This is a genomic window from Cereibacter sediminicola (assembly GCF_007668225.1).
Lineage (GTDB): Bacteria > Pseudomonadota > Alphaproteobacteria > Rhodobacterales > Rhodobacteraceae > Cereibacter_A > Cereibacter_A azotoformans.
Map to the genome: position 1 here is coordinate 1 of NZ_VDEK01000034.1, position 24359 is coordinate 24359.

At 69.9% G+C, this 24359-nt stretch carries 26 protein-coding genes and 1 riboswitch; of the genes, 12 read left to right on the forward strand and 14 right to left on the reverse strand.

What is annotated here, in order from left to right:
• Positions 1-114: 114 nt before the first annotated feature.
• Positions 115-369, forward strand: a complete 255-nt coding sequence (locus FG154_RS17015; RefSeq protein ID WP_145110479.1) for a DUF167 domain-containing protein — start codon at positions 115-117, stop codon at positions 367-369.
• 40 nt (positions 370-409) lie between these two features.
• Here the strand turns inward: FG154_RS17015 and FG154_RS17020 are convergent, their stop codons facing one another.
• The gene (locus FG154_RS17020; RefSeq protein WP_145110482.1) at positions 410-1327 is read right to left on the reverse strand and encodes an MBL fold metallo-hydrolase; all 918 of its coding nucleotides are present in this window, start codon (positions 1325-1327) and stop codon (positions 410-412) included.
• Between the two features lie 105 nt (positions 1328-1432).
• Positions 1433-1843, reverse strand: a complete 411-nt coding sequence (locus FG154_RS17025) for a metallopeptidase family protein (protein WP_145110485.1) — start codon at positions 1841-1843, stop codon at positions 1433-1435.
• A gap of 158 nt (positions 1844-2001) precedes the next feature.
• Here FG154_RS17025 and gltX point away from each other — a divergent pair, with 158 nt between their 5' ends.
• Positions 2002-3327 carry a glutamate--tRNA ligase gene (gltX, locus tag FG154_RS17030; protein WP_145110488.1) on the forward strand — a complete coding sequence of 442 codons (1326 nt, stop codon included), beginning with the start codon at positions 2002-2004 and terminating at the stop codon, positions 3325-3327.
• On the opposite strand, the gene FG154_RS17035 is transcribed toward gltX, so the two are convergent.
• Together FG154_RS17035 and FG154_RS17040 are read right to left on the reverse strand one after the other, a co-directional pair.
• Positions 3328-3696, reverse strand: coding sequence for an AAA+ family ATPase (locus tag FG154_RS17035; RefSeq protein ID WP_145110491.1), 369 nt, complete (start codon positions 3694-3696; stop codon positions 3328-3330). It abuts the gene before it with no gap.
• An 87-nt stretch (positions 3697-3783) separates the two neighbouring features.
• On the reverse strand, positions 3784-5229 hold the full coding sequence (locus FG154_RS17040; RefSeq protein WP_145110493.1) for a cobyric acid synthase: 1446 nt from the start codon (positions 5227-5229) through the stop codon (positions 3784-3786).
• 171 nt (positions 5230-5400) lie between these two features.
• Between FG154_RS17040 and FG154_RS17045 the strand changes: the two genes are divergently transcribed.
• From FG154_RS17045 to pqqE, 6 genes are all read left to right on the forward strand, one after another.
• Complete coding sequence (locus FG154_RS17045; RefSeq protein WP_145110496.1) at positions 5401-6405, forward strand: LysR family transcriptional regulator; 1005 nt, start codon at positions 5401-5403, stop codon at positions 6403-6405.
• A 98-nt stretch (positions 6406-6503) separates the two neighbouring features.
• Positions 6504-6584, forward strand: coding sequence for a pyrroloquinoline quinone precursor peptide PqqA (gene pqqA, locus FG154_RS17050; RefSeq protein WP_002720979.1), 81 nt, complete (start codon positions 6504-6506; stop codon positions 6582-6584).
• Positions 6585-6602: 18 nt separating this feature from the next.
• A complete protein-coding gene (gene pqqB / locus FG154_RS17055) occupies positions 6603-7505 on the forward strand; it encodes a pyrroloquinoline quinone biosynthesis protein PqqB (protein ID WP_145110499.1) in 903 nt (300 codons plus the stop codon).
• Positions 7502-8269 carry a pyrroloquinoline-quinone synthase PqqC gene (pqqC, locus tag FG154_RS17060; protein WP_145110502.1) on the forward strand — a complete coding sequence of 256 codons (768 nt, stop codon included), beginning with the start codon at positions 7502-7504 and terminating at the stop codon, positions 8267-8269. The genes pqqB and pqqC overlap by 4 nt, the downstream gene beginning before the upstream one ends.
• On the forward strand, positions 8266-8562 hold the full coding sequence (gene pqqD / locus FG154_RS17065) for a pyrroloquinoline quinone biosynthesis peptide chaperone PqqD (protein WP_145110506.1): 297 nt from the start codon (positions 8266-8268) through the stop codon (positions 8560-8562). The genes pqqC and pqqD overlap by 4 nt, the downstream gene beginning before the upstream one ends.
• Positions 8562-9704: a pyrroloquinoline quinone biosynthesis protein PqqE gene (gene pqqE, locus FG154_RS17070; RefSeq protein ID WP_145110509.1), complete on the forward strand. Its 1143-nt coding sequence runs from the start codon at positions 8562-8564 to the stop codon at positions 9702-9704. The genes pqqD and pqqE overlap by 1 nt, the downstream gene beginning before the upstream one ends.
• Positions 9705-9738: 34 nt before the next feature.
• Here pqqE and cobD read toward each other — a convergent pair whose 3' ends face one another.
• The 10 genes from cobD to FG154_RS17120 form a co-directional block, all read right to left on the reverse strand.
• Complete coding sequence (cobD, locus tag FG154_RS17075) at positions 9739-10713, reverse strand: threonine-phosphate decarboxylase CobD (protein WP_145110512.1); 975 nt, start codon at positions 10711-10713, stop codon at positions 9739-9741.
• Positions 10714-10722: 9 nt separating this feature from the next.
• Entirely contained in the window at positions 10723-11547 is an 825-nt protein-coding gene (locus tag FG154_RS17080; protein WP_145110515.1) for a propanediol utilization protein, read from the reverse strand.
• Entirely contained in the window at positions 11544-11945 is a 402-nt protein-coding gene (locus FG154_RS17085; protein WP_145110518.1) for a hypothetical protein, read from the reverse strand. The genes FG154_RS17080 and FG154_RS17085 overlap by 4 nt, the downstream gene beginning before the upstream one ends.
• Positions 11946-12030: 85 nt before the next feature.
• Positions 12031-12237, reverse strand: a riboswitch (cobalamin riboswitch).
• 41 nt (positions 12238-12278) lie between these two features.
• On the reverse strand, positions 12279-13298 hold the full coding sequence (locus FG154_RS17090; protein ID WP_145110521.1) for an endonuclease/exonuclease/phosphatase family protein: 1020 nt from the start codon (positions 13296-13298) through the stop codon (positions 12279-12281).
• On the reverse strand, positions 13299-13982 hold the full coding sequence (locus FG154_RS17095) for a molecular chaperone DjiA (RefSeq protein WP_145110524.1): 684 nt from the start codon (positions 13980-13982) through the stop codon (positions 13299-13301).
• Between the two features lie 31 nt (positions 13983-14013).
• A complete protein-coding gene (locus FG154_RS17100) occupies positions 14014-14565 on the reverse strand; it encodes a GNAT family N-acetyltransferase (protein WP_246100377.1) in 552 nt (183 codons plus the stop codon).
• Positions 14562-16103, reverse strand: coding sequence for a Ppx/GppA family phosphatase (locus tag FG154_RS17105; protein ID WP_145110527.1), 1542 nt, complete (start codon positions 16101-16103; stop codon positions 14562-14564). Before FG154_RS17105 ends, FG154_RS17100 begins: the two co-directional genes overlap by 4 nt.
• 130 nt (positions 16104-16233) lie before the next feature.
• Positions 16234-18414: an RNA degradosome polyphosphate kinase gene (locus FG154_RS17110; RefSeq protein ID WP_145110530.1), complete on the reverse strand. Its 2181-nt coding sequence runs from the start codon at positions 18412-18414 to the stop codon at positions 16234-16236.
• Positions 18415-18473: 59 nt separating this feature from the next.
• The gene (locus FG154_RS17115; RefSeq protein ID WP_145110533.1) at positions 18474-19154 is read right to left on the reverse strand and encodes a P-loop NTPase family protein; all 681 of its coding nucleotides are present in this window, start codon (positions 19152-19154) and stop codon (positions 18474-18476) included.
• Positions 19151-20224, reverse strand: a complete 1074-nt coding sequence (locus FG154_RS17120; RefSeq protein WP_145110536.1) for an AI-2E family transporter — start codon at positions 20222-20224, stop codon at positions 19151-19153. Before FG154_RS17120 ends, FG154_RS17115 begins: the two co-directional genes overlap by 4 nt.
• Before the next feature lie 231 nt (positions 20225-20455).
• Here FG154_RS17120 and proS point away from each other — a divergent pair, with 231 nt between their 5' ends.
• From proS to FG154_RS17140, 4 genes are all read left to right on the forward strand, one after another.
• Positions 20456-21793 (forward strand): proline--tRNA ligase, encoded by a 1338-nt coding sequence (gene proS / locus FG154_RS17125; protein WP_145110539.1) that lies wholly within the window; start codon positions 20456-20458, stop codon positions 21791-21793.
• Between the two features lie 122 nt (positions 21794-21915).
• Positions 21916-23202, forward strand: a complete 1287-nt coding sequence (locus tag FG154_RS17130) for a lipoprotein-releasing ABC transporter permease subunit (RefSeq protein ID WP_145110542.1) — start codon at positions 21916-21918, stop codon at positions 23200-23202.
• Positions 23195-23869: an ABC transporter ATP-binding protein gene (locus FG154_RS17135; RefSeq protein ID WP_011907462.1), complete on the forward strand. Its 675-nt coding sequence runs from the start codon at positions 23195-23197 to the stop codon at positions 23867-23869. The genes FG154_RS17130 and FG154_RS17135 overlap by 8 nt, the downstream gene beginning before the upstream one ends.
• A gap of 58 nt (positions 23870-23927) precedes the next feature.
• The gene (locus tag FG154_RS17140; RefSeq protein WP_145110545.1) at positions 23928-24317 is read left to right on the forward strand and encodes a c-type cytochrome; all 390 of its coding nucleotides are present in this window, start codon (positions 23928-23930) and stop codon (positions 24315-24317) included.
• Positions 24318-24359 lie beyond the last annotated feature (42 nt).

The window sequence follows — 24359 nt, forward strand, 5'->3', positions numbered from 1 at the left end:
CCAGACCCGCCAGACCTTCGATCCGCTCAAGAACGCCGCTTGACTTCCGCATTACGCAGCCCTCCCTTTGCGCGGAGCCTGCGTCCGCGCTAGGACTTGCGCAAGGGGGAAGCCATGACCGAGCCGACGCTTCGTGATCTTGCCATGCCGGGCGTGCCCTTCGCCGTGCGGGTGACCCCGCGCGCCTCGCGCGAGGGGATCGAGGTGCTGGAGGGCACCGTCCGGGTCCATGTCACCTGCGCGCCCGAGGACGGCAAGGCGAACCGCGCGGTGACCGAGGTGCTGGCAAAGGCGCTCGGCGTGGCCAAGAGCCGGCTGACCCTGGTCCGAGGGGCCACCGGCCGCGACAAGACCTTCCGCCTGGATTGACGATCGCGCGGAAGGCTCAGCCGGGGCCGGCGCCTCCGGCTCAGCCGTTCAGCATGAGCTGGTAGCTCTCGGGCACGAAGCGGAAGCCGTCGCCCGAGGTCTCGACATAGCCCACCGCCGGGAAGGGCATGTGGTAGCCGATGAAGGGGATGCGCTCTTCGGCGATCTGCCCGAACAGGGCGCGGCGCGTGGCGGCGGCGGCCTTGTCCATGTCGAAGCGCACCTCCCAGTCGGGATGGCCGAGCGAGAAGACATAATGGTTCGCGGCATCCGCGGTCAGCATCAGGGCCTGCCCGTCGCTCTCGAGCCGCCAGGCCATGTGCCCCGGCGTATGGCCGAAGGCCTCGACCGCGGTGATGCCGGGGGCCGCCTCGTCGCCGCCCGCCACGAAGGACATCGTCTCGAGCAGCGGGCGGATCTTGCCCTCATAGCCCTCGTTCTGCTGCGCCGACCAATGGTCGTTCTCCACCTGCCCGGTGAGGTAGCGGGCATTGGCGAAGGTGGGCGTCTCTCCCTCCATCAGCCCGCCGATATGGTCGCCGTGCATGTGGGTGATCACCACAAGATCCACCTCGTCGGCGGAATGGCCCGCCGCCTCGAGCGCGGCCAGGATCCCTTCCTGCGAAAGGCCGGTGTCGAACAGGATCAGCTCGGACCCCGTGTTGACCAGCGTCGGGGTGAAGAAACCCTGCGCCCGGTCGGTCGGCAGGAAGGCCGCGTGCGCGGCGGCCTCGAACTCTTCCTGCGGCACGTTGCCTGCGAAGATCGCCTTGGGATCCTCCTGCACCCGCGTGCCGGCCAGCAGCGGCGTCACCTCGAAGGAGCCGAGGTTGTAGCGCCGGAAGGGGGGCGTGGCCGCGCCCAGCTTGTCGGCGGCTGCGTGGGCCAGCGGTGCGAAGGCGGGAACGAGGGGCAGGGTGGCCCCGGCCAGAAGGGCATGGCGGCGGGTCAGGGTCATCGGCTTCCTCCGGGTCAACGTGGCGTCGGCGCTGATGGTAGCCGGGCCGGCCCCGCCTGCACCACTTCTGACGAAAAGATGATCGGCGCGCCGCCGCGGAGCCGGTCACTCCCACCAGGGGTCGATGGCGGCGATGTCGTCGTCGGACCAGCCGAAATGATGGGCGAGCTCGTGGATCATCACATGGGTCACAAGCTCGCGCAGGGTGACATCGCCCCGTTCGACCCATTCGTCGAGGATCGGCCTGCGGAAGAGCCAGATCGCGTCGGGCTGCATCGGCTGATCCATCACCGACTTCTCGGTGAGGGGGATCCCCTCGTAGAGGCCGGTCAACTCGTAGGGGTCGTCGATCTCCATCTCGTCGAGGATCTCGTCGGGCGGAAGGTCCGCCACCCTGAGAAGCACGGCCGAGGCCGCTCCGCGCCAGGCGTCGGGAAGGCCCCCCACCGCCTCGCGGGCGAGCCGTTCCAGCAGATCGAGGTCGGGGGCGGTGGCCTGGGCCAGGTCATGGGTCATGCGCCCATGATAGGGCGGGGGATGCACGGCGGGAAGTCTCGGCGCGGGCACGCGGCACATGGTCCTGCGGGCCTGCGCCGGACGGACTGGCGGCAACGGGCGCCGAACTGGACAATCGCGCCGCCTTGTGAAACAGGAACGGGATCAGGAGAGCCGCCATGACCACCGTTACACGCTTCGCTCCGTCGCCCACCGGCTTCATCCATGTGGGCAATCTGCGCACCGCGCTGATGAACTGGGCCATCGCCCGCAAGTCCGGCGGCACCTTCATCCTGCGCCTGGACGATACCGACCGCGAGCGGTCGAAGCAGGAATATTCCGACGCGATCATGCAGGATCTCGAGTGGCTGGGCCTGACATGGGACCGGCTCGAGCGGCAGTCGGACCGGCTCGACCGCTACGCCGAGGCCGCCGAGGACCTGCGCCGCGCCGGGCGCTTCTACGAATGTTTCGAGAGCCCGACCGAGCTGGACCTGAAGCGCAAGAAGCTGCTCAACATGGGCAAGCCCCCGGTCTATGACCGCGCGGCGCTCAAGCTGTCGGACGAGGACCGGGCGCGGCTGCGCGAGGAGCGGGGCGGCTACTGGCGATTCCTGCTCGATCAGGAGCGCATCGAGTGGACCGACGGCATCCTCGGCCCGATCTCGATCGACGCGGCCAGCGTGTCCGACCCGGTGCTGATCCGCGCGGACGGGCAGGTGCTCTACACCTTCGCCTCGTCGGTCGATGACATCGACATGGGCGTGACCTTCATCGTCCGCGGCGCCGACCACGTAACGAACACGGCCACCCAGATCCAGATCATGCAGGCGATGGGCGGCACGCCGCCCTCCTTCGCGCACCATTCGCTGCTGACGGGGGCGCAGGGCGAGGCGCTCTCGAAGCGGCTCGGCACGCTGTCGCTGCGCGATCTGCGCGAGCGCGGGGTAGAGCCGATGGCGCTTCTGTCGCTGATGGCGCGGCTGGGCTCCTCACAGCCGGTCGAACTGTTCCGCACCCATGAAGAGCTTCTGGCGGGGTTTGACGTCGGCACCTTCGGCGCGGCGCCCACCAAGTTCGACGCCGAGGATCTCTTCCCCCTGACCCGCCACTATGTGCAGGGCCTGCCCTTCGACGCGGTCCGCGAGCGGATTGCGGGCCTTGGCGTGCCCGATGCGCTGGCCGAGCCCTTCTGGCGCGTCGCCAAGGACAATATCGCCGTGCTCGAGGATCTGGGCGGCTGGTGGACGCTCTTCTCGGAAGGGGCCGAGCCGCAGATCGATCCCGAGGATGCCGATTTCATCCGGCAGGCCATGGCGCTCCTGCCCGAGCCGCCCTACGGGCCCGAGACCTGGGGCCAGTGGACCGCGGCGGTCAAGGAGGCGACGGGGCGCAAGGGCAAGGGGCTCTTCATGCCGCTGCGCAAGGCGCTCACCGGGCAGGCGCATGGGCCCGAGATGGCCGATGTGATGCCGCTGCTGCAGACGGTGCGGGCCAAGGGCTGATCAGAGCTCGATGCCCGGTGCGTCCGTCCCGGCCTCGGGCGGCGCTTCGGGCAGGGGCGGCGCGTCCGGCTTGCGGCGGATGATGATGTCGCCGTTGGGCAGCCGCTCCGGCGCCTCGTAGTTGCGCAGATCGTCCACCTTGGCCAGCAGGTCGCGCAGAGCGGGCTGCAACTCGCCCATCGCCTCGCCCATGTCGCGCATCGTGGGCTCCATCCGGTCGATCAGACCCCGGAACAGCAGCTTCGCGCCCTCGTTCAGCAGGCTGAAGCCCTCTTCCATCTCTTCGTCCGGCGCAAGGCCGGGCCCTTCCTGCGCCTGAGCCGGAGTCAGGACGAGGCAGAGGGCAAGGATGGTCGCAATCCGTTTCATGAGCCGAATATAGGCGATGCTGCGAGGATCACCTAGAGGCGCGACGGCGCAGGCCGCCGGCATGGGCGAGGGCGTGCCGGGCGGCCGTCAGCGCGCCAGCGCCAGCAGCCCCGCCACATCGAGATGAGCCTCGAGATGATCGGCGAGCGAATCGAGCACCGTCTCGACCCGCGCATCGTAGGCGAGATCGGACGTCCGGGCGCCGAGACTGCGGAGGAAGGCGGCGCGGAACCGATCGGAGCCGAACATCCCGTGCAGGTAGCTGCCCGTCACCCGCCCGTCGGGTGACCCCGCGCCTTCGGGCCGCCCGTCCACCTCGGCAAAGGGGCGGGCGCAGTCGGGGCCGTCCGTCGCGCCGATGTGGATCTCGTATCCCGAGAGCGTCTCGCCGCTGGCAAGATGCCGGCCCTCGACACGGGTCAGGCGCTTGTCGGGATGCATGACGGTGGTGACGTCCAGCAGCCCGAGCCCCTCGGTCACACCGGGCTCCCCCTCAAGCCCTTGCGGATCGGCTACTGTTCGCCCCAGCATCTGGTAGCCGCCGCAGATCCCCAGCACCCGCCCTCCGCGCCGGTGGTGGGCCAGCAGATCCACGTCCCACCCCTGCGTGCGCAAGAAGGCGAGGTCGCCGCGGGTGGATTTCGTGCCGGGCAGAATCACCAGATCGGCCTCGGCCGGGATCGGCTGGCCCGGGCGCACCATGACCACCGTCAGGCCCGGCTCCTGCTTCAGCGGGTCGAGATCGTCGAAGTTGGCCACGCGCGAGAAGGCGAGCCAGGCCACCGTCAGCGCGCCTTGCCCGGTGGGCCGCCCGAGGTCGAGCGCATCCTCGGCCGGCAGGAGCGCGGCCTGCGGAAAGAACGGCACCACGCCATAGCCGCGCCAGCCGGTCCGGGCCTCGATCAGCCGGTAGCCCTCGTCGAAGAGCCGCACATCGCCGCGGAACTTGTTGACGAGAAACCCCGCCACCATCGCGGCATCCTCGGGGTCGATCACGGCCTGCGTGCCCACGATCTGCGCGATCACCCCGCCGCGGTCGATGTCCCCGGCCAGCACCACCGGCACGTTTGCCGCGCGCGCAAACCCCATGTTCGCGATGTCGCCACGGCGGAGGTTGACCTCCGCCGGGCTGCCCGCCCCCTCGACGATCACGAGGTCATGGGCCGCCGTCAGCCGCCCGAAGCTCTCGAGCACCGGCGCCATCAGCGCGGGCTTGCGCTCGAACCAGTCGCGGGCGCGCAGGGTGCCGACACGCCGGCCCTGCACGATCACCTGCGATCCCTGGTCGCTCTCGGGCTTGAGCAGCACCGGGTTCATGTCGGTCATCGGCTCGAGCCCCGCAGCCCGTGCCTGCAGCGCCTGCGCCCGGCCGATCTCGCCGCCGTCGGCGGTGACGGCCGCGTTGTTGGACATGTTCTGCGGCTTGAACGGCGCGACCGACAGCCCCCGCCTGCGGGCCGCGCGGCACAGGCCCGCCACCAGAAGCGACTTGCCCACGTCCGAGCCGGTGCCCTGAATCATCACCGCAGGCATGCTGATCCCTCGTGCTGTCCCCGGCGCCTTCTCGCGCGTCGGCGCGCATTTGCCAAGACCGCGAGGTCCGCGGCATTTCACGAAGCGCCGATGACGCGCCCGCCGTCCTCCCTTTGTCGGAGGAGACGGAACCTTCGCCGCCTGACAGACTTCCACGGGGAGGAGACCTGCATGAATGATCTGGCCCGCAAGATCGACGGGCCCGAGTTGCGGCTGGCCGCCGCCGCCGGGCCCGAGCTGACGCTGCGCAAGCTGCGCGCCTTCTGGGCGGTGGCGCAGTCCCAGTCGCTGACGGGCGCGGCCAAGCTTCTGGGCATCGCGCAGCCGTCGCTCTCGCAGCAGATCATCGGGCTGGAACAGTCGCTGGGCTTTGCGCTCTTCACCCGGCGGTCGAACCGGATGATCCTGACCGAGGCCGGCATCCTGCTTCTGCGCAAGGCCGAGCCCGTCCTGCGCGGGATGCAGGAGCTCGAGGACACGCTCGCGACCTACGCCAGCGGCGCGCGCCATCCGCTGCGGCTGGCGGGGGTCGAGTCGCTTCTGCGCACCATCCTGCCCGAGGCGCTCAAGCATCTGGACCTCGACGGCACGACCGAGTGCGATTTGCTGGAGGGTGCGCCCGCCGACGTGCTCGAGATGCTCTATTCCCGGCGCGCGGACATCGGGCTTCTGGCCGCCAATTCCGTCTCCGAGGCCAGCACGGGGTTCCTGCAGATCCCGATCATGAACGATCCCACCGTGCTGGCCGTGCCCGAAGCGGTGGATCTCGGTGCGGTCCGCCGTCTTGAGGACCTGCCCGAGGAGCAGCAGGCCATCCTGAACGCCTCGATCCAGATCGCCTTCGGCACCCAGCACAGCCGCCGCATCGAAAGCTGGTTTGCCGAGATGCTGCCGCGCAACCGCATGACCGCGCGGGTGCGCAGCTTCGAGACGGCGCTCTCGATGGTGCGGGCGGGGCTCGGGGTGTGCATCGTGCCCGCGCTTTCGGTGGCGCAAGCGCCGGGCCTGCGCCTCTATCACGCGGGGATGGAACCGCGGCGGATCGTGGCGCTGATCCAGCCCGCGCAGCACCGCGCCGGCCGCCACGCCGCCGTGATCGAGGCGCTTCAGGCGGCGGGCCGCGCCGTCCGCCTGCCGCCCATCGCGCCGCTGCCGCCGCTGCTGGCCCGCCCATAGGCCCGGCCTATCGGCGGCATAGCTGGCGACGATTTGCCGCATCTCCATACTCGAGGGCAGCCGCCCCGGCGGCATCCATCGCAGAGGAGGAGAAGCGAATGGCCTGGAAGACCCCGCGTTACGACGAGACCCCGGTGGGGATGGAAATCAACATGTATTCCTGCGCCAAGCGCAAGTAACGAGTGGAGCCTGCTGCGATGCTTCGGATCATCGTCCTCGGCTCCGCAGCAGGCGGCGGCCTGCCGCAGTGGAACTGCAACTGCGCGGGCTGCCGCGAGGCGCGGGACAAGCCCGCGCTGCGCAACGGCCAGTGCGCGCTGGCCGCCAGCGCGGACGGCGAGCACTGGTTCCTGATCAACGCCTCGCCCGACCTGCGCCAGCAGATCCTCGACACACCCGCCCTGCATCCGCGCGAGGGGCTGCGTCATTCCCCGATCGCGGGCGTGGTCCTGACCAACGCCGAGGTGGACGCGGTGGCCGGGCTTCTGACGCTTCGCGAAGGCTGGCCCTTTGCCATCCATGCCCATCCCGACGTCCTGTCGGTGCTGGCCGCGAACCCGATCTTCGGCGTCCTGCGCGACGAGATCGTGCCGCGCCGCGCCATGCTGCCCGAGGTGCCGTTCGAGCCGCTTCTGGCGGACGGGCGGCCCTCGGGCCTCACGATCCGCTCCTTCACGGTTCCCGGAAAGCCCGCGCTCTGGCGCGAGGAGGAGGGGGCGGCGGAAGGCGACAGCATCGGTCTCGAACTGTCGGCCGGCGGCCGCCGCGCCTTCATCCTGCCCGGCTGCGCGGAGGTCACGCCCGCGCTGGCCGGGCGGCTCAGGGGGGCGGATCTGGTCTTCTTCGACGGCACGCTCTGGACCGACGACGAGATGATCCGCGCGGGCCTGTCGCAGAAGACCGGCCGGCGCATGGGCCATATCTCGATCAGCGGGCCCGACGGGGCGATGGCCGCGCTCGAGCCGCTCGGCATCGGCCGCAAGGTCTTTGTCCACATCAACAATTCGAACCCGGTGCTGATCCCCGGCACGCCCGAGCGTGCGGCCGCCGAGCGGGCCGGCTGGTGCGTGCCCGCCCCCGGAATGGAGTTCGTCGCATGAGCCTCGACCTGACGCCCACCCTCTCTCCCGCCCGCCCCCTCGACAGCGCCGACGCGATGGAAGAGCGCCTGCGCGAGATCGGTGCGGCGCGCTATCACGACCGCCACCCATTCCATCACCTGCTGCACGGCGGCCAGCTGACCAGGGGGCAGGTGCAGGCCTGGGCGCTGAACCGCTACTACTACCAGTGCTCGATCCCGGTGAAGGATGCGGTGGTGATCTCACGCTTTCGCGACCGGGCGACCCGCGTGGAATGGCGCCACCGGCTCGAGGATCACGACGGGGCCGAAGGGGCCGAGGGCGGGATCGACCGCTGGCTCGTGCTGACCGATGCGCTCGGCCTCGACCGCGCCTATGTGGAAGCGACCGACGGCATCCTGCCCGCCACGCGCTTTGCGGTGGATGCCTATGTCCATTTCGTCCGGGACCAGAGCCCGCTCGAGGCCATCGCCCCCTGCCTGACCGAGCTTTTCGCGCCCCACATCCACGCCGAGCGGATCTCGGGGATGCTTGCGCATTACGACTTCGTGAACCCGACCGTGATGGCCTATTTTCAGCGCCGTCTCAGTCAGGCGCCGCGCGATGCCGATTACGCCCTGCGCTATGTGCGTGAGCACGCCCGCACGCCGCAAGAGCGTGCGGCGGTCTGCAACGCGCTGATCTTCAAGACGCAGGTGCTCTGGACCCAGCTCGACGCGCTGCATCATGCCTATGTGCTGGGCCATGTCCCGCCCGGTGCCTTCGTCCCGGAGGAGATGCGGTGAGCCGCCTTCACCTCTCGGCCGAAAGCGTGCCGGCGCTTGCGCGCCACGCCCGCCTGCGCTTCGACCAGAACCGGGAGCGGTGGGTGCTTCTGGTGCCCGAGCGGGTGATGACGCCCGACGAGATCTGCGTCGAGATCCTGCAGGCCTGCGACGGGCAGGCGACCGTGGCGGGGCTGACGGCCGTGCTCGAGCAGAAATATCGCGCCGAGCCCGGCGTCATCGCGCGCGAGGTTCTGGCGTTGCTGCAGGATCTGGCCGACCGGGGCTATCTGATCGACAAGGAAGCCGCCTGATGGACGATCGCGCCTTCACCGACACCAGCCCTGCGCGGGGCACCGCGCCCGGTCTGCCGATGGCCGTGCTGGCCGAGCTGACCCACCGCTGTCCGCTGCAATGCCCCTATTGCTCGAACCCGGTCGAGCTGGAGGCCGCGAGCCGCGAGCTTTCGACCGACGAGTGGCAGCGGGTGATCGGGGAACTGGCCGCGCTGGGGGTGCTGCAGATCCATTTCTCGGGCGGCGAGCCGCTGGTGCGGCGCGATCTGGTGGAGCTTGTGGCCCATGCCGACCGTGCGGGGCTCTACACCAACCTCATCACCTCGGCGGTGATGTTCACGCCGGCGAAAGTGGCCGAACTGGCCGAGGCGGGGCTGGCCCATGTGCAGGTGAGCCTTCAGGGCGCGAGCGCGGCCCTGGCCGAACGGATCGGCGGCTTCCGCGGCGGTCACGCCCGAAAGATCGAGGCCGCGGGCTGGGTGCGCGAGGCGGGCATGGCGCTGACGCTCAACGCGGTGATGCACCGCCAGAACCTGGACGAGCTGCCCCGGATCATCGAGGTGGCGGTCGAGATGGGGGCGCAGCGGCTCGAGGTGGCGCATGTGCAATACTACGGCTGGGCGCTGAAGAACCGTGCGGCCCTGATGCCGACGCTGGCCCAGCTCGACGAGGCGACGCGGACGGTCGAGGAGGCGCAGGCGCGCCTCGCGGGCGTGCTCGCCATCGACTATGTGATCCCCGACTATTACGCGGTGCGCCCCAAGACCTGCATGGGGGGCTGGGCACGGCAGTTCTTCAACATCTCGCCCTCGGGGAAGGTTCTGCCCTGCCACGCCGCCGAGACGATCACCGGGCTGCGGTTCGATTCGGTGCGCGAGGCGCCGCTGGCCGAGATCTGGCAGCGGTCCGAGGCGCTGAACCTCTACCGCGGCACGGCCTGGATGCAAGAGCCCTGCCGGTCCTGCATCCACGCCGAAGAGGACTTCGGCGGCTGCCGCTGCCAGGCCTTTGCGCTTGCGGGCGATGCGGCGGCGACCGATCCAGCCTGCGCCAAGTCGCCGCTTCACGCGGGGCTCTTCTCGCTTGCGGGCGCCGAGGCGGAGGCGGGCTCGGACCGATTCCTCTATCGCAACTTCTCGGGCGGTGCCCCCGAGGGGTGAGGCGCCGCGCCGACACTTGTCACGCCGCAGGCTTCTAACGGTTTCCGGGCAGCAGAGCCGCGTCGAGTCGGGCCCATTCCGCCTCGCCCCCCGGCAGGCCGAGGCGGATCAGCCGGTCCGACCAGGGGAAGATCCGGCTCCAGATCCGGGCGTGGGCGAGATGCTCCTGCGCGGCGCGGGCATCCTCGGTCTCATAAAGGCGGAAGAGATGCGCGCCGCCCGCCAGCCGCCAGCCCATGCGGGCCGCCAGCGCGTCGAGCCGCGGCCCCTCCGCCGCCAGCCGCTCGGTGGTCGCGCGGGCCCAGTCGCGGTCCGACAGCGCCACCTCTCCGGCTGCGAGGGCCGGACCCGAAACCGCCCAGGGCCCGGCCATCCGCGCCAGCGCCGCAATGTCGAGGGCAGAGCCCAGCACGAAGCCAAGCCTCAGCCCCGCCAGCCCGTAGAACTTGCCGAACGAGCGCAGCACCAGCAGCCCTGGCACCCCCGCCTCGGGCGCAAGCGAAAGCTCGGGCAGCGGGTCGGCGAAGCTTTCGTCCACCAGCAGCCGTCCCACCCGTGGCAGCAGCGCGCGGAGGCTGTGGGGCGCATGGCGCCGGCCGTCGGGATTGTTCGGATGGACGAGAACGGCAAGGTCGGCGCCCGCCAGCGCCTCGAGATCGCCCACCTCCTCGACCTGCCAGCCCGACGCGTGCAGGCTGGCCGCATGTTCGTTGTAGGTCGGCCCGAGGATGCGGGCGCGGCCTGCGGGTGCCAGCCGCGGGACAAGCTGGATGGCCGCCTGCGCGCCCGCCACTGGCAGCATCGGCGCCTCGGTGCGGTAGGCGCTCCGGGCCGACGCCAGCAGCCGGGCCTCGGCGGCCGCATCGGGCAGCGACGTCAGGGCGCGCGGGGGCAGGGGGGGCACCGGGTAGGGCACCCGGTTGATCCCCGTCGAGAGGTCGAGCCAGTCCGCGACCGCGCCGCCGTAGAGCGCCGCCGCGCTGTCAAGGTTGCCGCCGTGGTCGCGCATGTTCCCTCCTCAGGCCCCGCCGATGCGGAAGCGGGTGATGCGGGAAAAGCCGGCTGCCTGCAATGCCCCCCCTGCTGCGGGCGGGACGGCGCCGGGGGGAAAGATCAGGGCCCGCGCGGGTCCCGTGTGCCCGATCGCCCAGCCAAGCGCGCCGAGGCGGGCGGCCAGGGCTTCGGTCGGATCGTCCGCCGGCCCCCTCAGCGCGAGGCAGCGGCGGGCCGAGAGGGTCGCGAGGCGCGCGAGGCCGGGAAGGTCGGCCGTGGCCCACCCCGCCACGAGATCGGCGATGTCGGGGAAGGACAGATCCGCCGGATCCGTTCGCTGGGACGCGCCGAAGAAGCCGCCGACCAGATCCATCCGTGGCAGGGGGCGCAGGTCGGCCAGCACGCGCCCCTCGCGCGAGGCCCAGAGGAGCCGTTCCGGCCGCTCGAACATCAGCGGGTCGCTGGCCCCTTCCGACGCGAGGCAGGCGCGCGCGAGGGTGCCGGTATCGGTGACACCCGCCGCCCGGAGGATCGCCACGCGGGCCGCGGTCGAGGCCCCCGCGCCACCGCCGGGCGGCAGGTCGAGCATGAGGCGGAAGCGCCCTTCCGCCCCTTGGGCCGCGGACAGCAGCCGGCGCAGGGCCGGCAGGGTGAGGATCCGCGCGCCCGGCTGTTCGAGGGCGAGCGGGCCGGGCATCCGAACCGCCTCGGCCCGCAGCGCAGAGCAGGGCAGCGTCACGAGCGCCAGCGGCCCCGAAGGGCCGAGCCGGCCCTGCAGGAACTCGCCCAGATGGCCCGCGACCTGCGCGAACCCTTCGGCTGCATCCGCCTCTGCCCTCGTCTCGATCAATGGAGCGCCGCCTCCGGCTGCAGGCCCGTCCGCGAGGGGCGCGCGGGCGCCGAGGCGAGGACCATCGCCGCCGGCTCGGCCGGAAGACCGCCCGCAAACGAGCCGCCGCCCTCGAGCAGCTCGGCCAGCCGCACGAGTGCCGGCGACCAGTCGCCCGGCTCGAGATCGCAGAAGAGTTGCAGCCCGCCCGTCGTCAGCCGGAACAGCGCCGTGCAGGGCCGGGTGCATCCGGTCAGGCGCACGCAGCCCTGCATCTCGAAGTCGGGCCCCACCAGGCCCTCGGTCGAGCGGGCGGAGTCCGCCAGATGCTCGATCACCGACAGGCCGCTGAGGCAGGGTTGGTGCCGGTGTCGGCACTGGGTCAGGCTGTAGGTCCGTCCGTTCCGCGTCACGATCATCGCGCCCTCCGCGCATCTTGGGGACGGGCAGGCGGAGGGGCGGCGCAGGCGCGCGCACCCTGCGCCCGGGACACCCCGCCCGGCTGTTACAGGTCCGACGACGGCAGGTCTCCTGACTCGCGGGTCTCGGCTTGTCCCGTCCTTCCCGGCCTGTCCTGGGCCAGTGGACATGATGGGACGCGCTCGCCGCCTACAGTTGCGGGGGCAGTCGCGGCTTGGGGCCGAACAGGCCCGCACCGCATTCCCTCTTGGCCCGGGGCTGCCCCCGGGAACCGTCTCGCGCACCATCGGCCTTTCCCGCGCCACGCGCAAGGCCCGCGCGGTCGCAGCCCGCTAGAGTTCGATGTCCAGCGTCACCGGGAAATGATCCGAGGCGGCAAGAAGCGCCTCCTGCAGTTCGGGGATGCGGAAGCAGTTGGGATCGTTCAGCGGATGCCAGATCCGCCAGCGCGGTCCCTTTTCGGCCAGATCGGGCGAGATCATGATGAAATCGAGCAGCGCCTCGAAATACTGGTCCTCGGGCGCGAGCCAGAAGCGCGCCGAGCTGGGCTGGATGCCGACCCGCTGGGTCAGGGCCATGCGCGCATGCGGCTCGTGGAGGCGCAACTCCGGCGGCTCGTCGAGGCCGAGCACGATCTCGATCCCCGAATGGCCGAAGAGCTTTTCATATTCGTCGAGCCCAGGTCCGTCGTTGAAGTCGCCCATCACCATCACGCTCTGGTGCCGGGCCAGGAGCGCGGCCACCCGCCTGCGGATCCAGACACATTCCGCCAACTGCTGGCGGCGGTTCTGGATCGCGATGCGGACCTCTTCGGCGCCGTTGCGCGCGCCGCGCCCGGCCTTGGACTTGGCGTGGACGCCGATCATCCGCAGCGCATGTCCGTCGGCGCGCACCGCCAGTTCCAGAGGCGGCTTGGAGAAGCGGATCGCCTCGGGCGCGGCATCCACGTCGATGTCGAAGCGGAAGATCTCGTCGAACCGCGGCGCCTTGGGGCTGGTCTGCGGGTCGTGCCGCGCCTCGATCCGCGACGGATCGAACAGAAGCGCGATCTCCTGATCGGTTTCGTTGGCAAAGCCCATGATCGCCTGCGAGGCGCGAAGCTCGAAGGTGCGGGCGAAGGTCTCGAGCGCCTTGACGGTCGAGCGCCGACGCCCGTGGTTCGGTGCCTCGATCACCATGATCGCGTCGGCATCGAGGGCGGTGAACACGATGCCGAGCGATTCGATCTGGTTCCGGCGGGTGATCTCGTAGCGTCCCGAGAGTTCGTTGTCGGCCAGAAGCCGCCCGCGGTCGTCAAAGAGCGCGTTGAACCACTCGACGTTGTAGGTCGCGATGCGCAGCCGCCGTCCCATTCACGCCGCCTGTTTCGCGCTGATCTCCTCCCAGGCGCGGTTGATGTCGATGAGCCGCCGCTCGGCCAGCTTCACCGCCTCTTCCGGGACGCCGCGCGCCACCATCCGGTCCGGGTGGCAGTCGCGGACGGCGCGCTTCCAGGCCGACCGGATCTCGGTCAGGGGCGCATCGTGCCCCACGCCCAGCACGTCGTAGGGATCGCGCGGCGCGTCGCCGACGAAGCGGGCGCGCAGCGCGCGGAAGCAGCGATCGCTCAGCCCGAAGATCCGGGCCACTTCGGACAGGAAGGCGTCCTCGTCCGGGTGATAATGGCCGTCCGCCACCGCGATGTGAAAGAGCCCCTCGGCCAGATCGGCGAGGATCTGGTCGTCGTCGCGGAACATGCGCTTGATCTTGCGGGCATAGGCATCGAACCCGGCCACATCCTGCCGCGCGAGGTTGAAGACGCGGGCCGCGTTGGCCTCTTCGCCGGGCGGGATCGCAAAGATCTGGCGGAAGGCGGCCACCTCGTCGCGCGTCACCTGCCCGTCGGCCTTGGCCATCTTCGCGCCAAGGGCGATCACGGCGATGGTGAAGGCCACCGACCGCTCGGGCGGGGTGCGAAGGCGGTCGAGCACGGCCGACAGCCCCTCGCCCGAGGCGAGGGCGGCCAGCGCGTCGGTGATGCGGCTCCAGATCGACATGGGATCAGCATAGACCCCGCGGCGGCCGGTGTCAGGAGAGGAATTTCTGCATCAGCACAAGGTCGAGCCAGCGCCCAAACTTGCGGCCGACCTGCGGCAGCACCGCCGTCTCGGCATATCCCAGCGCCGCATGGAAGGCGCGGCCTTCGGGATTGCCCGCGCTGACGCCTGCGAAAATGGAATGCGCGCCGGCCTGTCGCGCGTGATCCTCGATGGCGGCCATCAGGGCGCGGCCGGTCCCGCGCCCCCGCGCGGCGGGCCCGAGGATGATCGTGTGCTCCATCGTGTGCCGATAGCCCACGCCGCCCCGGAACTGCGCATAGGTGGCAAAGCCCATCGGCCCCCCGCCCTCGTCGGCCACGAGAAAGGCCGGGCGGGTCCCGATCATGGTCCGAAGCTCTTCGGGAGACTTCTCGTCGGCGTTGAAGGTCACCAGCGTGTCGCGGATGATCGGATTCCAGATCGCGAGCAGCGCCGGCACATCCTCGGGCCGGGCCGGGCGGATGGTCAGCGATGGCGGCCGACCAGAGGGCGGCGCGTCCTGCAGGCCCGGCTCACCGGGGAGGGGCGGGGCGAGTGTCATGCCGTGGTCTTCACCACCGGCGTGGCGCGCAGGGCCGTCGCGAGCGACTTGAACCGCGCCTGCGCCACCTCGCCATAGAGCGCCACCCCCTCGGGCGTCAGGGTCAGTTCGAGGATCTTCTTCCTGGGCATGAGTTTCAGGCTGCCCGCCGTGCCGGGATCGTCGATCGAGAACATCGAGCCGAACCGCATGGCCTTGCCCAGCACCTCGGCCTCGTGGATCTGCTCCTCGCTCAGAAGCCGGAACAGCGGTTCGAGCCGCGAGCCCGAACGCGAGTTCTTGTAGCGGTGAAGCAGGGCGAGCCCGAGGAACACGCGGCCCGGATGGTCGAGACCGCCGAGGTTGGCGCGGGTCGCGTTGTCAAAGCACATCTCGGCCCGGTAGTCGGGATGGGCGCGCCATGTGGTGTCATGCAGCAGGCAGGCGGCCTTGATCAGGCGTTGCCGCTCGGGCGGGGCGTTCTTGAAGAGCTGGGCCAGGAACTGGTGGAGCTTCTTGCCGAAGCCGGGGTTGCGGGCCGAGGTCGCCTCGGCCACCCGTGCCGCCTCGATCAGCGGATCGCGCGCGCGCAGCTTCGGCGGCATCTGCTCGTAGAGCAGCCCCTCGCGGATGCCGTAGGAGGAGACGTCGATCTCCTTCGGCCGGAAGATGCGGATCAGCTCGCGCAGCACCTCGACGGCGAGGGGGACCAGCTCCATCCGCTCGGGCGAGGTGCCGGTGCGGACCCGCAGCGCGGCCAGGTCGCTGGCCTCGATCCAGTCGAGCGTCTCGATCAGCGAGCGCGGCAGCATGCGGTATTCGTGCAGCACGGTCAGCGGATAGCCCCGCCGCTCCATGTCGAGCCGCGCGATCACCCGCCACGACCCGCCCACGAGGTAGATCCGGTCATGGTCGGGCTGGATCGTGTCGCGCAACTCCTTGATGATCCGGCTGATATGGGCCTGCCGCTCCTTCGGGCTGCCCTTGACCTGCTGGAGCCGGAAGGGCCCGAGCGGCGACGTCACGCGACGCCCGACCTTGCCCTCGCCGATCCGGGCGAGTTCCATCGAGTTGCCGCCGATGTCGCAGACGATCCCACGCGCGTCGGGCCAGCCGAGCAGGACGCCCTGAGCCGAAAGCCGTGCCTCCTCGTCGCCGTCGATGACCCAGAGCCGGAGGCCCGTCTCGCGCAGGACCTCGGCCTGAAAGTCCGGCCCGTCCTCGGCCTCGCGCACGGCGGCGGTGGCGACGACGGTCATGGGCGAGACCTTCATGCCGCGGGCAAGCAGCGCGAACCGGCGGAGCGCCGCCAGCGCCCGCTCGCGCCCGCGCGGGTTCAGCCGGTTGCTCTCGGCGAGGCCCTGGCCCAGCCCGCACATGACCTTCTCGTTGAAGAAATAGGCCGGGCTTCGGGCCGCGCCGTCGAAGACCACCATGCGGACCGAGTTCGAGCCGACATCGACCACGCCCACGCGCGAAAGGGCGCGGGCGGACGGGTCCTCGAACAGGGGCCTGCCGAACGGGCCGAACTCGTCATGCGGATCCGGGATGTCGTTCACGGCACATCTCCCGCATTGGTTGCGGCCAAGGTAATGGCTGCGGACGGTCCGTCAATACGCAAAGCGGCAGGACCCGGCGCCTGCGGGAGGCTGCCGGTGTGCGCAGGTCGGTCGGTGGGCGTCGGGCGGATCAAAGCGGTCCCTCGTCGCGCAGGGTGGCCAGACGCTGCACGTCCTTCGCGCCCGCCGTTCCCCGCCCCGAGAGCGAGGGGTTCTCCATGAAGAAGCCATGGCAGGAGAAGGCCTCCTCGCCGGCCGGTGGGCGCACGTAGCGGCCGTCCGCCTGAAGCAGCCAGCTCTGGGACTCGTCGGCGAGGTTCGCCGCCATGATCTGCCCCACGATCTGCGCCTTCACGGTCGGGTTCAGCGCCTCGACCAGCGTCTCGACCCGGCGATCCATGTTGCGCCCCATCCAGTCGGCCGAGGAGAAGAACACCCGCGCCTTCTTGGACGGAAGCCCGGCGCCATTGCCAAAGCAGACGATGCGGCTGTGTTCGAGGAAGCGGCCGACGACCGACTTCACCCGGATGTTGTCCGACAGGCCCTTCACGCCGGGGCGGAGCCCGCAGATCCCGCGCACGATCAGGCTGATCTTCACGCCCGCCTGGCTGGCGGCATAGAGCGCGTCGATCAACTCGGGGTCGATGATGGAATTGACCTTGAGCCAGATCTCGGCGGGCCGTCCGGCGCGGGCGTGATCGGCCTCGGCCGCGATCAGCTCGTGCAGGCGGCCGCGCAGCGTGATGGGGGCGATGGCCACATTCTCGAGCCCCACGGGCTGCACATAGCCCGAGAGGTAGTTGAAGATCTTGGTGGCATCGCGCCCCAGCGCCGGGTCGCAGGTGAAGAAGGACAGGTCCGTATAGACCCGAGCGGTGATCGGGTGGTAGTTGCCCGTCCCGTAATGGGTGTAGGTTACGAGATTGTCGCCCTCGCGCCGGACCACCGTCGAGATCTTGGCGTGGGTTTTGAGGTGCATGAAGCCATAGACCACATGCGCCCCCGCCCGCTCGAGCCGCCGGCTCTGGCGGATGTTGGCGGCCTCGTCGAAGCGGGCCTTGAGTTCCACCAGCGCGGTGACCGACTTGCCCGCCTCGGCCGCCTCGCAGAGCGCGGTGACGATCGGGCTGTCCCAGCTTGTGCGGTAGAGCGTCTGCTTGATCGCCAGCACGTTCGGGTCGCTCGCCGCCTGCTGGAGGAAGCGGATCACCAGATCGAAGGTCTCGTAGGGATGATGCAGCAGGATGTCCTTCTGCCGGATCGCCGAGAACATGTCGCCCTCATGGTCGGCCAGCCGCTCGGGCACGCGCGGGGCGAAGGCGGGCCAGAGCAGGTCCGGGCGCGACGAGATCACCAGTTCTTTCAGGTCGGCGATGCCGATGACGCCGCGGACCTCGATCACCTCGTCTGAGGTGACGCCCAGCTCCTCCATGATGAGGGCGTGCAGCTCCTTCGGCGCTCCGGCCGAGATCTTCATGCGGATCACCTCGCCCCGGCGGCGGCGCTTCAGCGCCGTCTCGAACTCGCGCACCAGATCCTCGGCCTCGTCCTCGACCTCGAGATCGCTGTCGCGCAGCACCCGGAAGGCGCAGTGGCCGCGCTCGGCATAGCCGGGAAAGAGCATCCCCAGATGCAGGAGCAGCAACTCCTCGAGCGGCAGGAAGCGGTGCTCGCCGGGCTTGGCGGGCAGTTCGACGAAGCGGGCGATCTGCTGCGGGATCGGCAGCAGCGCCTGCAACGGGCGCCGGTCCGACATGCGTTCAAGCTCGAGCCCCAGCGTGAAGCCCGTGTTCGGGATGAAGGGGAACGGGTGGGCCGGGTCGATGGCCAGCGGTGACAGGACCGGAAACACCTTGGAGAGGAAGTGGTCCTCGAGATGGCGCAGGTCGCGGGCGGTCAGCTTGGAGCGGGTGAGGATCGAGATCCCCTGATCCTCCATCTCGCGGCGCAGCTTGTTCCAGACCGTCTGCTGGGTCTGCATCAGCCGCCGGGCGTCGGCGTTGATCAGCTGGAGCTGCTCGGCCGGCGAGCGCCCGTCCTCGGAGAGCACGAGGTTGCCGGCGCGCACCAGCGCCCGCAGGCCCGCGACGCGCACGGTGTAGAATTCATCGAGGTTGGTGGCCGAGATCGACAGGAAGCGCAGCCTCTCGAGCAGCGGAACCCGCGGATTGTCGGCTTCGTCCAGGACGCGCCAGTTGAAGGCAAGCCAGCTGAGTTCGCGGTTGAAGAAGCGCCGCGGACCTGTGACCTCCTCCTCGGGCAACGGAACGGGTTCGGGGAAGGGGGCCTTCAGGAAATCTGCCGGTGTCATGCTCTCAGCCTCGGTTCGGGTCCGTGTGCCCGTATCTTGTGAAGGTTATGTGACAGATCTCATTCGGCACCGGCCAGTCCCAGAAGCTCCGCCGCCATCTGGCGCGAGATCGGCCGCCGCTCGGCCAGCGAGCGGGCATCGAGCGCCGCAACGAGCGCCCGGGCCGCCTCGCACGACCGATCCATTCGCGCCACGAGCCACGGCACGAGCATTCCCGGCACCGCGATCTGGCGGTCGGCAAAGAGCTTGACCAGCATGGCCGACAGAAGCGCGTCGTCGGGCGCCTCGAGGCGGGTGACGGCGGCGGCCTGCATCCGGCTCGTGAGGTCGGGCAGCACCAGCCCCCAGTCGCGCGGCGGCGTGTCGGCGGTGATGAGCAGCGCGCCCGACCGTTCGAGCATGAGGTTGTGGAGGTGAAAGAGCGCCTCCTCGGCGGCCCGTTCGCCGCCCAGCCGCTCGGCATCCTCGACCGCCACGGCGCCATCGGCGGCCAGCGCGGGCAGGTCGGCGCGCGCCAGCGCCTCGGCCGGGATCAGTCGCGCCTCGGCCTGCGCCGCCCAGACATGGGCCAGATGGGTCTTGCCCGACCCGCGGGGACCCACCAGCACCATCTTGCCGCGCGGCCAGTCGCGCCAGCCGTCGAGGCTTGCCAGCGCCAACGCATTGGCCGGTGAGACGAAGAAATCCTCGCGGCTCAGGGCCGGTCGCATCGGCAGGTCGAAGGCGAGCTGACCCTTCACATGTCCTCCTCGGTGATGACGTGGGTGCCCCGGTAGAGGCGCGAGCCCGTATATTGCCGGATGCCGAAGCGCGCCAGCACCCCGATGGCCGCCGCCACCGGAACGGCGACCAGCATCCCCACGAAGCCGAAGATCGACCCGAAGGCCGAAAGCGCGAAGAGCAGCCACAGCGGATGCAGCCCCACCGAGCCGCCGACGAGGCGGGGGGTGATCACGTTGCCTTCGAGGAACTGCCCCAGCGCGAAGATGCCCGCCACCAGCCCGATGGAGAGCCAGTCGCCCCAGAACTGGAAGAGCGCGAGGCCGATGGCCAGCGCCCCCCCGATCAGCGCGCCGACATAGGGGATGAAGGTGATCGCGCCGGCGATCGCCCCCACGACAAGCCCGAACTGCAGCCCCACCGCGGCCAGCGCCACGGCATAGAAGGTGCCCAGCACGAGGCAGACCGAGATCTGCCCCCGGACGAACCCTGCCAGCACCTCGTCGATCTCGCTGGCGAGGCGGCGCAGGGTGGGGGCATGGTCGCGGGGCAGCCAGCTGTCGATCTTGGCCACCATCGGGTCCCAGTCGAGCAGCAGGTAGAAACTCACCACCGGGACGACGACCAGAAAGATCAGCGCGTTGATCACGCCATAGGCCGAGATCAGCACCGTGTTGGCCAGCTCGCCGCCGCGCTGCTTGATCGTGTCGCCGATCGAAAGCAGCGTCTGGCGCATCGTGCTCGTCTCGTCCGACAGCTCCGGGAAATGCTCGAGCAGGAAGGTGTGAAGCTGGCGGAAGATCGTGGGCGCCGCGTCGATGAGCGCGGTCAACTGGCTCGCGAGCGTCGGGATGACGGCAAGGACGAGCAGAACCACCACGAGCAGCATGCCGACCGAGATAAGCGAGGTGGCGGCCACCCGGCTCAGGCCCGCGCGCTCGAGCCTGTCGGCTACCGGATCGAGAAAGTAGGCGATGGCCCCGCCCACGATGAAGGGCAGGATCACGTCGCCGAGAAGCCACAGGACAAGCAGGAAGACGACGGTGGAGAGACCCCACCACTTGGCTTGGTCGCTGATCGGAAGGGCCATGCCTGAAACCTCGCTGATGTTCCGCAGAGATGGCTCATGGCCCGGATCCTTGCAAGGGAAAGGCAGGGCTTCGGGTCGGGGCGAGGCGGTGTGCGGACGGTGCGGGCGGACCTTGCGATCCGTCGGACCCGTCGGCCATGGGCGGGATGCCGCGCGGGGGGCGCTTGCCTGCCTCCTCGGCCTCGCCTAAACCCCTTGCCGAACAATCCACCGAACAGACACGGGGCCCCCATGCGCCTGAGCCGCTATTTCCTGCCCGTCCTGAAGGAGAATCCCTCCGAGGCGCAGATCGTCAGCCACCGTTTCATGCTGCGCGCCGGCATGATCAAGCAGCAGGCGGCGGGGATCTATTCCTGGCTGCCGCTGGGCTTCAAGGTGCTGAAACGCATCGAGCAGATCGTGCATGAAGAGCAGATCCGCGCCGGCCACATCCCGCTTCTGATGCCGACGCTGCAGCCGGCCGACCTCTGGCGCGAGAGCGGGCGCTACGACGATTACGGCGAGGAGATGCTGCGCATCACCGACCGCCACAAGCGCGACATGCTCTATGGGCCGACGAACGAGGAGATGATCACCGACATCTTCCGGTCCCATGTGAACAGCTACAAGGACCTGCCGCTGACGCTGTATCACATCCAGTGGAAGTTCCGTGACGAGATCCGCCCGCGCTTTGGCGTGATGCGGGGACGCGAGTTCCTGATGAAGGACGGCTACAACTTCGACCTCGACTTCGACAGCGCGATCCACGCCTACAACCGCCACATGGTTAGCTACCTGCGCACCTACGAGCGCATGGGCCTTCAGGCGATCCCGATGCGCGCGGCCTCGGGGCCGATCGGCGGCGACAACACGCACGAGTTCCTCGTGCTGGCGTCCACCGGCGAGTCGGAAGTGTTCTATGACGCCGCGATCACCGACCTGAAGTTCGGCGACCGCGTGGTGGACTACGACAGCCGCGAGGAATGCGAGGCGATCGTCCGGGAATGGACGACCCCCTACGCCCGCACCGACGAGACCCATGACGAGGCGATCTTCAACGCCATCCCCGAGGAGCGCCGCCGCACCTCGAGGGGCATCGAGGTCGGCCAGATCTTCTACTTCGGCACCAAATATTCCGAACCGATGGGTGCGACGGTGGTTACGGCCGACGGTGCCCGTGTGCCGGTCCACATGGGCTCGCACGGGATCGGCGTCTCGCGGCTTCTGGGCGCGATCATCGAGGCCAGCCACGACGACAAGGGCATCATCTGGCCGGAAGGCGTCACGCCCTTCCATGTCGGCATCGTGAACCTCAAGCAGGGCGACAGCTCGACCGATCTCGCCTGCGAGGCGCTTTACCGCGACCTCTCGGCCAAGGGGCTCGAGCCGCTCTATGACGACCGCGACGAGCGGGCGGGGGCGAAATTCGCCACGATGGACCTGATCGGCCTGCCGTGGCGGATTACCGTCGGCCCGCGCGGCATCGCGGCCGGCAAGGTCGAGCTGACCAACCGCCGGACCGGCGAGAGCGAGGAGATGTCCTCGGGCGCCGCCGTCGACCGGCTGGCGCAGATCTACGCCGGGATCTGAGGGCGCTTCGGACGCGGCCGGGGGGCTGTCTGCCCCCCGGACCCCCCGAGGATATTTGAGCGAGAATGAAAGTGGCCGCGAGGCGGGCCGGGTCCTGCAGCGGACGCGAAAGGATGGACGGGATGGCTAGCCGGACGCGGCCCTTTGCGGCCTTCGAATGGATGATCGCCTGGCGCTACCTGCGCGCCCGCCGCGCCGAGGGCGGGGTCTCGGTCATGACCTGGATCAGCCTTGTCGGCATCACGCTCGCGGTCTTCGCGCTGATCGCCACGCTCTCGGTGCGGGCGGGCTTTAGGGCCGAGTTCGTGGACACGATCCTTGGCGCCAACGCCCATGTCACCGTCTACTCGGCGGGGCAGGTGAGCGAGACGGGGCAGCTGATCCGCGGCTTCGACGACTTCGATCCGGTGGCCGAGCGGCTGCGCGCGGTGCCCGGCGTGGTGCGGGCCGCGCCGGTGGTGAAGGGGCAGGTGATGGCCACCGCCAGCGGCCGGTCGAGCGGCGTCGAGGTCTTCGGGATGCGGCAGGCCGATCTGGCCACCATTCCGCGGATCGGGCATGGCTCGGGCCACGTCGGCGACGTCGGGCGCTTCGACGAGGGCATCGCCATCGGCTCGGGTGTCGCGCAGGAGCTGGGCGTGACGGTCGGCGACCGGATCCGGCTGATCTCGCCCGACGGGGTGAAGACGGCCTTCGGCACCTCGCCGCGCGTCTCGGCCTACGAGGTCGTCTATGTCTTCACCGCCGGGCGCTACGACATCGACCGGACGCGGATCTACATGCCGCTGGCCGAGGCGCAGAGCTACTTCAACCGCGAGGGCCGCGCCGACGAGATCGAGGTGATGGTGACGGATCCCGAGGCGGTCGATGCGATGGGGCCTGCGCTGATGCAGGCGGCGGGCGAGGGCTCGATGCTCTGGACGTGGCGCGATTCGGCCGGGGCATTCCTGCGGGCGCTGACCATAGAGGACAACGTGATGTTCGTGATCCTGTCGATCCTCGTGCTGATCGCCTCGATGAACATCGTCTCGGGGCTCATCATGCTGGTGAAGAACAAGGGCCGCGACATCGGCATCCTGCGCACCATGGGGCTGACCGAGGGCTCGATCCTGCGGGTCTTCTTCCTTTGCGGTGCCTCGACCGGGCTGATCGGCACGGCGGCGGGAGTGGCGCTGGGCTGTCTCTTCGCCATCTACATCGACCCGATCTTCTCGCTGGTGAACTATGTCTCGGGCGGCGGCGTCTGGGATCCGTCGATCCGCGGCATCTACGCGCTGCCGGCACGGCTTCAGTGGCAGGACATGCTGTCGGCGGTGTCGCTGTCCTTGGCGCTGTCGTTCTTCGTCACGCTGATCCCCGCGCGGCGGGCGGCCCGCATGAACCCGGTCGAGGCGCTGCGCTATGAGTGAGATGCTGGTTCTCGACGGGCTGACCAAGGCCTACAACCGCGGCAAGCCGGGCGAGGTGACGGTGCTGCGCGGCGCCACGCTCTCGGTCGGAACGGGCGAGGTGGTGGCGCTGGTCGCGCCCTCGGGGGCGGGGAAATCCACGCTTCTGCACATCGCGGGGCTGCTCGACACGCCGGACGAGGGCCGCGTCGCCATCGGCGGCATGGCGATGGAGGGCTTGGGCGACCGCGCGCGGACCGAGGCGCGGCGGCGTGAGGTGGGCTTCATTTACCAGTTCCACCACCTGCTGCCCGAATTCACCGCGCTCGAGAACGTGGTGCTGCCGCAGCTGGCCAATGGCGTCGCGCGCCGCGAGGCCGAGGCGCGGGCGCGCGATCTGCTGGGCCGCGTCGGCGTCGGCGCGCGCGAGGGGCACCGGCCCGCGGCGCTTTCGGGCGGAGAGCAGCAGCGCGTGGCCTTCTGCCGGGCGCTGGCCAACGCCCCGCGGCTGCTGCTGGCCGACGAGCCGACCGGCAACCTCGATCCCGGCACCTCGGATCAGGTGTTCGGCGTGCTGATGGATCTGGTGCGGGGCACCGGCCTTTCGGCGCTGATCGCGACGCACAACCTCGAGCTTGCGGCGCGGATGGACCGGGTGGTGCGGCTCGACGCGGGGCGCGTCGTCTGATCTGCGTCAAGGCTCGGCCCCGGCGGGGATGGTCATCTGGACCCAAAGGGAGGATGCCATGAAACCAGCATTGATCGCGCTCCTTGCGCTGCCGCTTGCGGCCTGCGTGGCGCAGCCCGACGTGCCGACGGGGCGCGCGGATTTTGAGGCGCTCTGCGCCGGGTGCCACGGCGCCACCGGGCGCGGCGATGGCGAGATGGCGCCGCTGCTCGATCAGAGGCCACCTGATCTGACGACGCTTGCGGCGCGGAACGGGGGCAGTTTCCCCGGCACCCGCGTCATGGCCCAGATCTGGGGCTATGCGAAGACCGGCGACCGGGTGATGCCCGAGTTCGGCCCGCTTCTGGACAGCGAGATGGTGCCCTTCGACGGCGGCGACGGGATCCTGACGCCGACGCCGATCCGGCTCGTCCAGCTCGAGCAACATCTGCGCACCCTGCAGCGCTAGCGCTTCCGTTCCGGCCGGTCTGGCCCTATGGTCCGCCTCCCG

Bases quoted from the DNA above. Each gene is read 5' to 3' on its own strand.
- pqqB (WP_145110499.1), top strand. From the start codon at position 6,603: ATGCTTCGGATCATCGTCCTCGGCTCCGCAGCAGGCGGCGGCCTGCCG.
- FG154_RS17045 (WP_145110496.1), top strand. From the start codon at position 5,401: ATGAATGATCTGGCCCGCAAGATCGACGGGCCCGAGTTGCGGCTGGCC.
- FG154_RS17025 (WP_145110485.1), bottom strand. From the start codon at position 1,843: ATGACCCATGACCTGGCCCAGGCCACCGCCCCCGACCTCGATCTGCTG.
- FG154_RS17085 (WP_145110518.1), bottom strand. From the start codon at position 11,945: ATGATCGTGACGCGGAACGGACGGACCTACAGCCTGACCCAGTGCCGA.
- FG154_RS17130 (WP_145110542.1), top strand. From the start codon at position 21,916: ATGGCTAGCCGGACGCGGCCCTTTGCGGCCTTCGAATGGATGATCGCC.
- FG154_RS17015 (WP_145110479.1), top strand. From the start codon at position 115: ATGACCGAGCCGACGCTTCGTGATCTTGCCATGCCGGGCGTGCCCTTC.
- FG154_RS17095 (WP_145110524.1), bottom strand. From the start codon at position 13,982: ATGTCGATCTGGAGCCGCATCACCGACGCGCTGGCCGCCCTCGCCTCG.
- proS (WP_145110539.1), top strand. From the start codon at position 20,456: ATGCGCCTGAGCCGCTATTTCCTGCCCGTCCTGAAGGAGAATCCCTCC.
- FG154_RS17120 (WP_145110536.1), bottom strand. From the start codon at position 20,224: ATGGCCCTTCCGATCAGCGACCAAGCCAAGTGGTGGGGTCTCTCCACC.
- FG154_RS17140 (WP_145110545.1), top strand. From the start codon at position 23,928: ATGAAACCAGCATTGATCGCGCTCCTTGCGCTGCCGCTTGCGGCCTGC.
- FG154_RS17100 (WP_246100377.1), bottom strand. From the start codon at position 14,565: ATGACACTCGCCCCGCCCCTCCCCGGTGAGCCGGGCCTGCAGGACGCG.
- pqqC (WP_145110502.1), top strand. From the start codon at position 7,502: ATGAGCCTCGACCTGACGCCCACCCTCTCTCCCGCCCGCCCCCTCGAC.
- FG154_RS17040 (WP_145110493.1), bottom strand. From the start codon at position 5,229: ATGCCTGCGGTGATGATTCAGGGCACCGGCTCGGACGTGGGCAAGTCG.
- FG154_RS17020 (WP_145110482.1), bottom strand. From the start codon at position 1,327: ATGACCCTGACCCGCCGCCATGCCCTTCTGGCCGGGGCCACCCTGCCC.
- FG154_RS17135 (WP_011907462.1), top strand. From the start codon at position 23,195: ATGAGTGAGATGCTGGTTCTCGACGGGCTGACCAAGGCCTACAACCGC.
- pqqE (WP_145110509.1), top strand. From the start codon at position 8,562: ATGGACGATCGCGCCTTCACCGACACCAGCCCTGCGCGGGGCACCGCG.
- FG154_RS17110 (WP_145110530.1), bottom strand. From the start codon at position 18,414: ATGACACCGGCAGATTTCCTGAAGGCCCCCTTCCCCGAACCCGTTCCG.
- FG154_RS17090 (WP_145110521.1), bottom strand. From the start codon at position 13,298: ATGGGACGGCGGCTGCGCATCGCGACCTACAACGTCGAGTGGTTCAAC.
- gltX (WP_145110488.1), top strand. From the start codon at position 2,002: ATGACCACCGTTACACGCTTCGCTCCGTCGCCCACCGGCTTCATCCAT.
- FG154_RS17035 (WP_145110491.1), bottom strand. From the start codon at position 3,696: ATGAAACGGATTGCGACCATCCTTGCCCTCTGCCTCGTCCTGACTCCG.
- pqqA (WP_002720979.1), top strand. From the start codon at position 6,504: ATGGCCTGGAAGACCCCGCGTTACGACGAGACCCCGGTGGGGATGGAA.
- cobD (WP_145110512.1), bottom strand. From the start codon at position 10,713: ATGCGCGACCACGGCGGCAACCTTGACAGCGCGGCGGCGCTCTACGGC.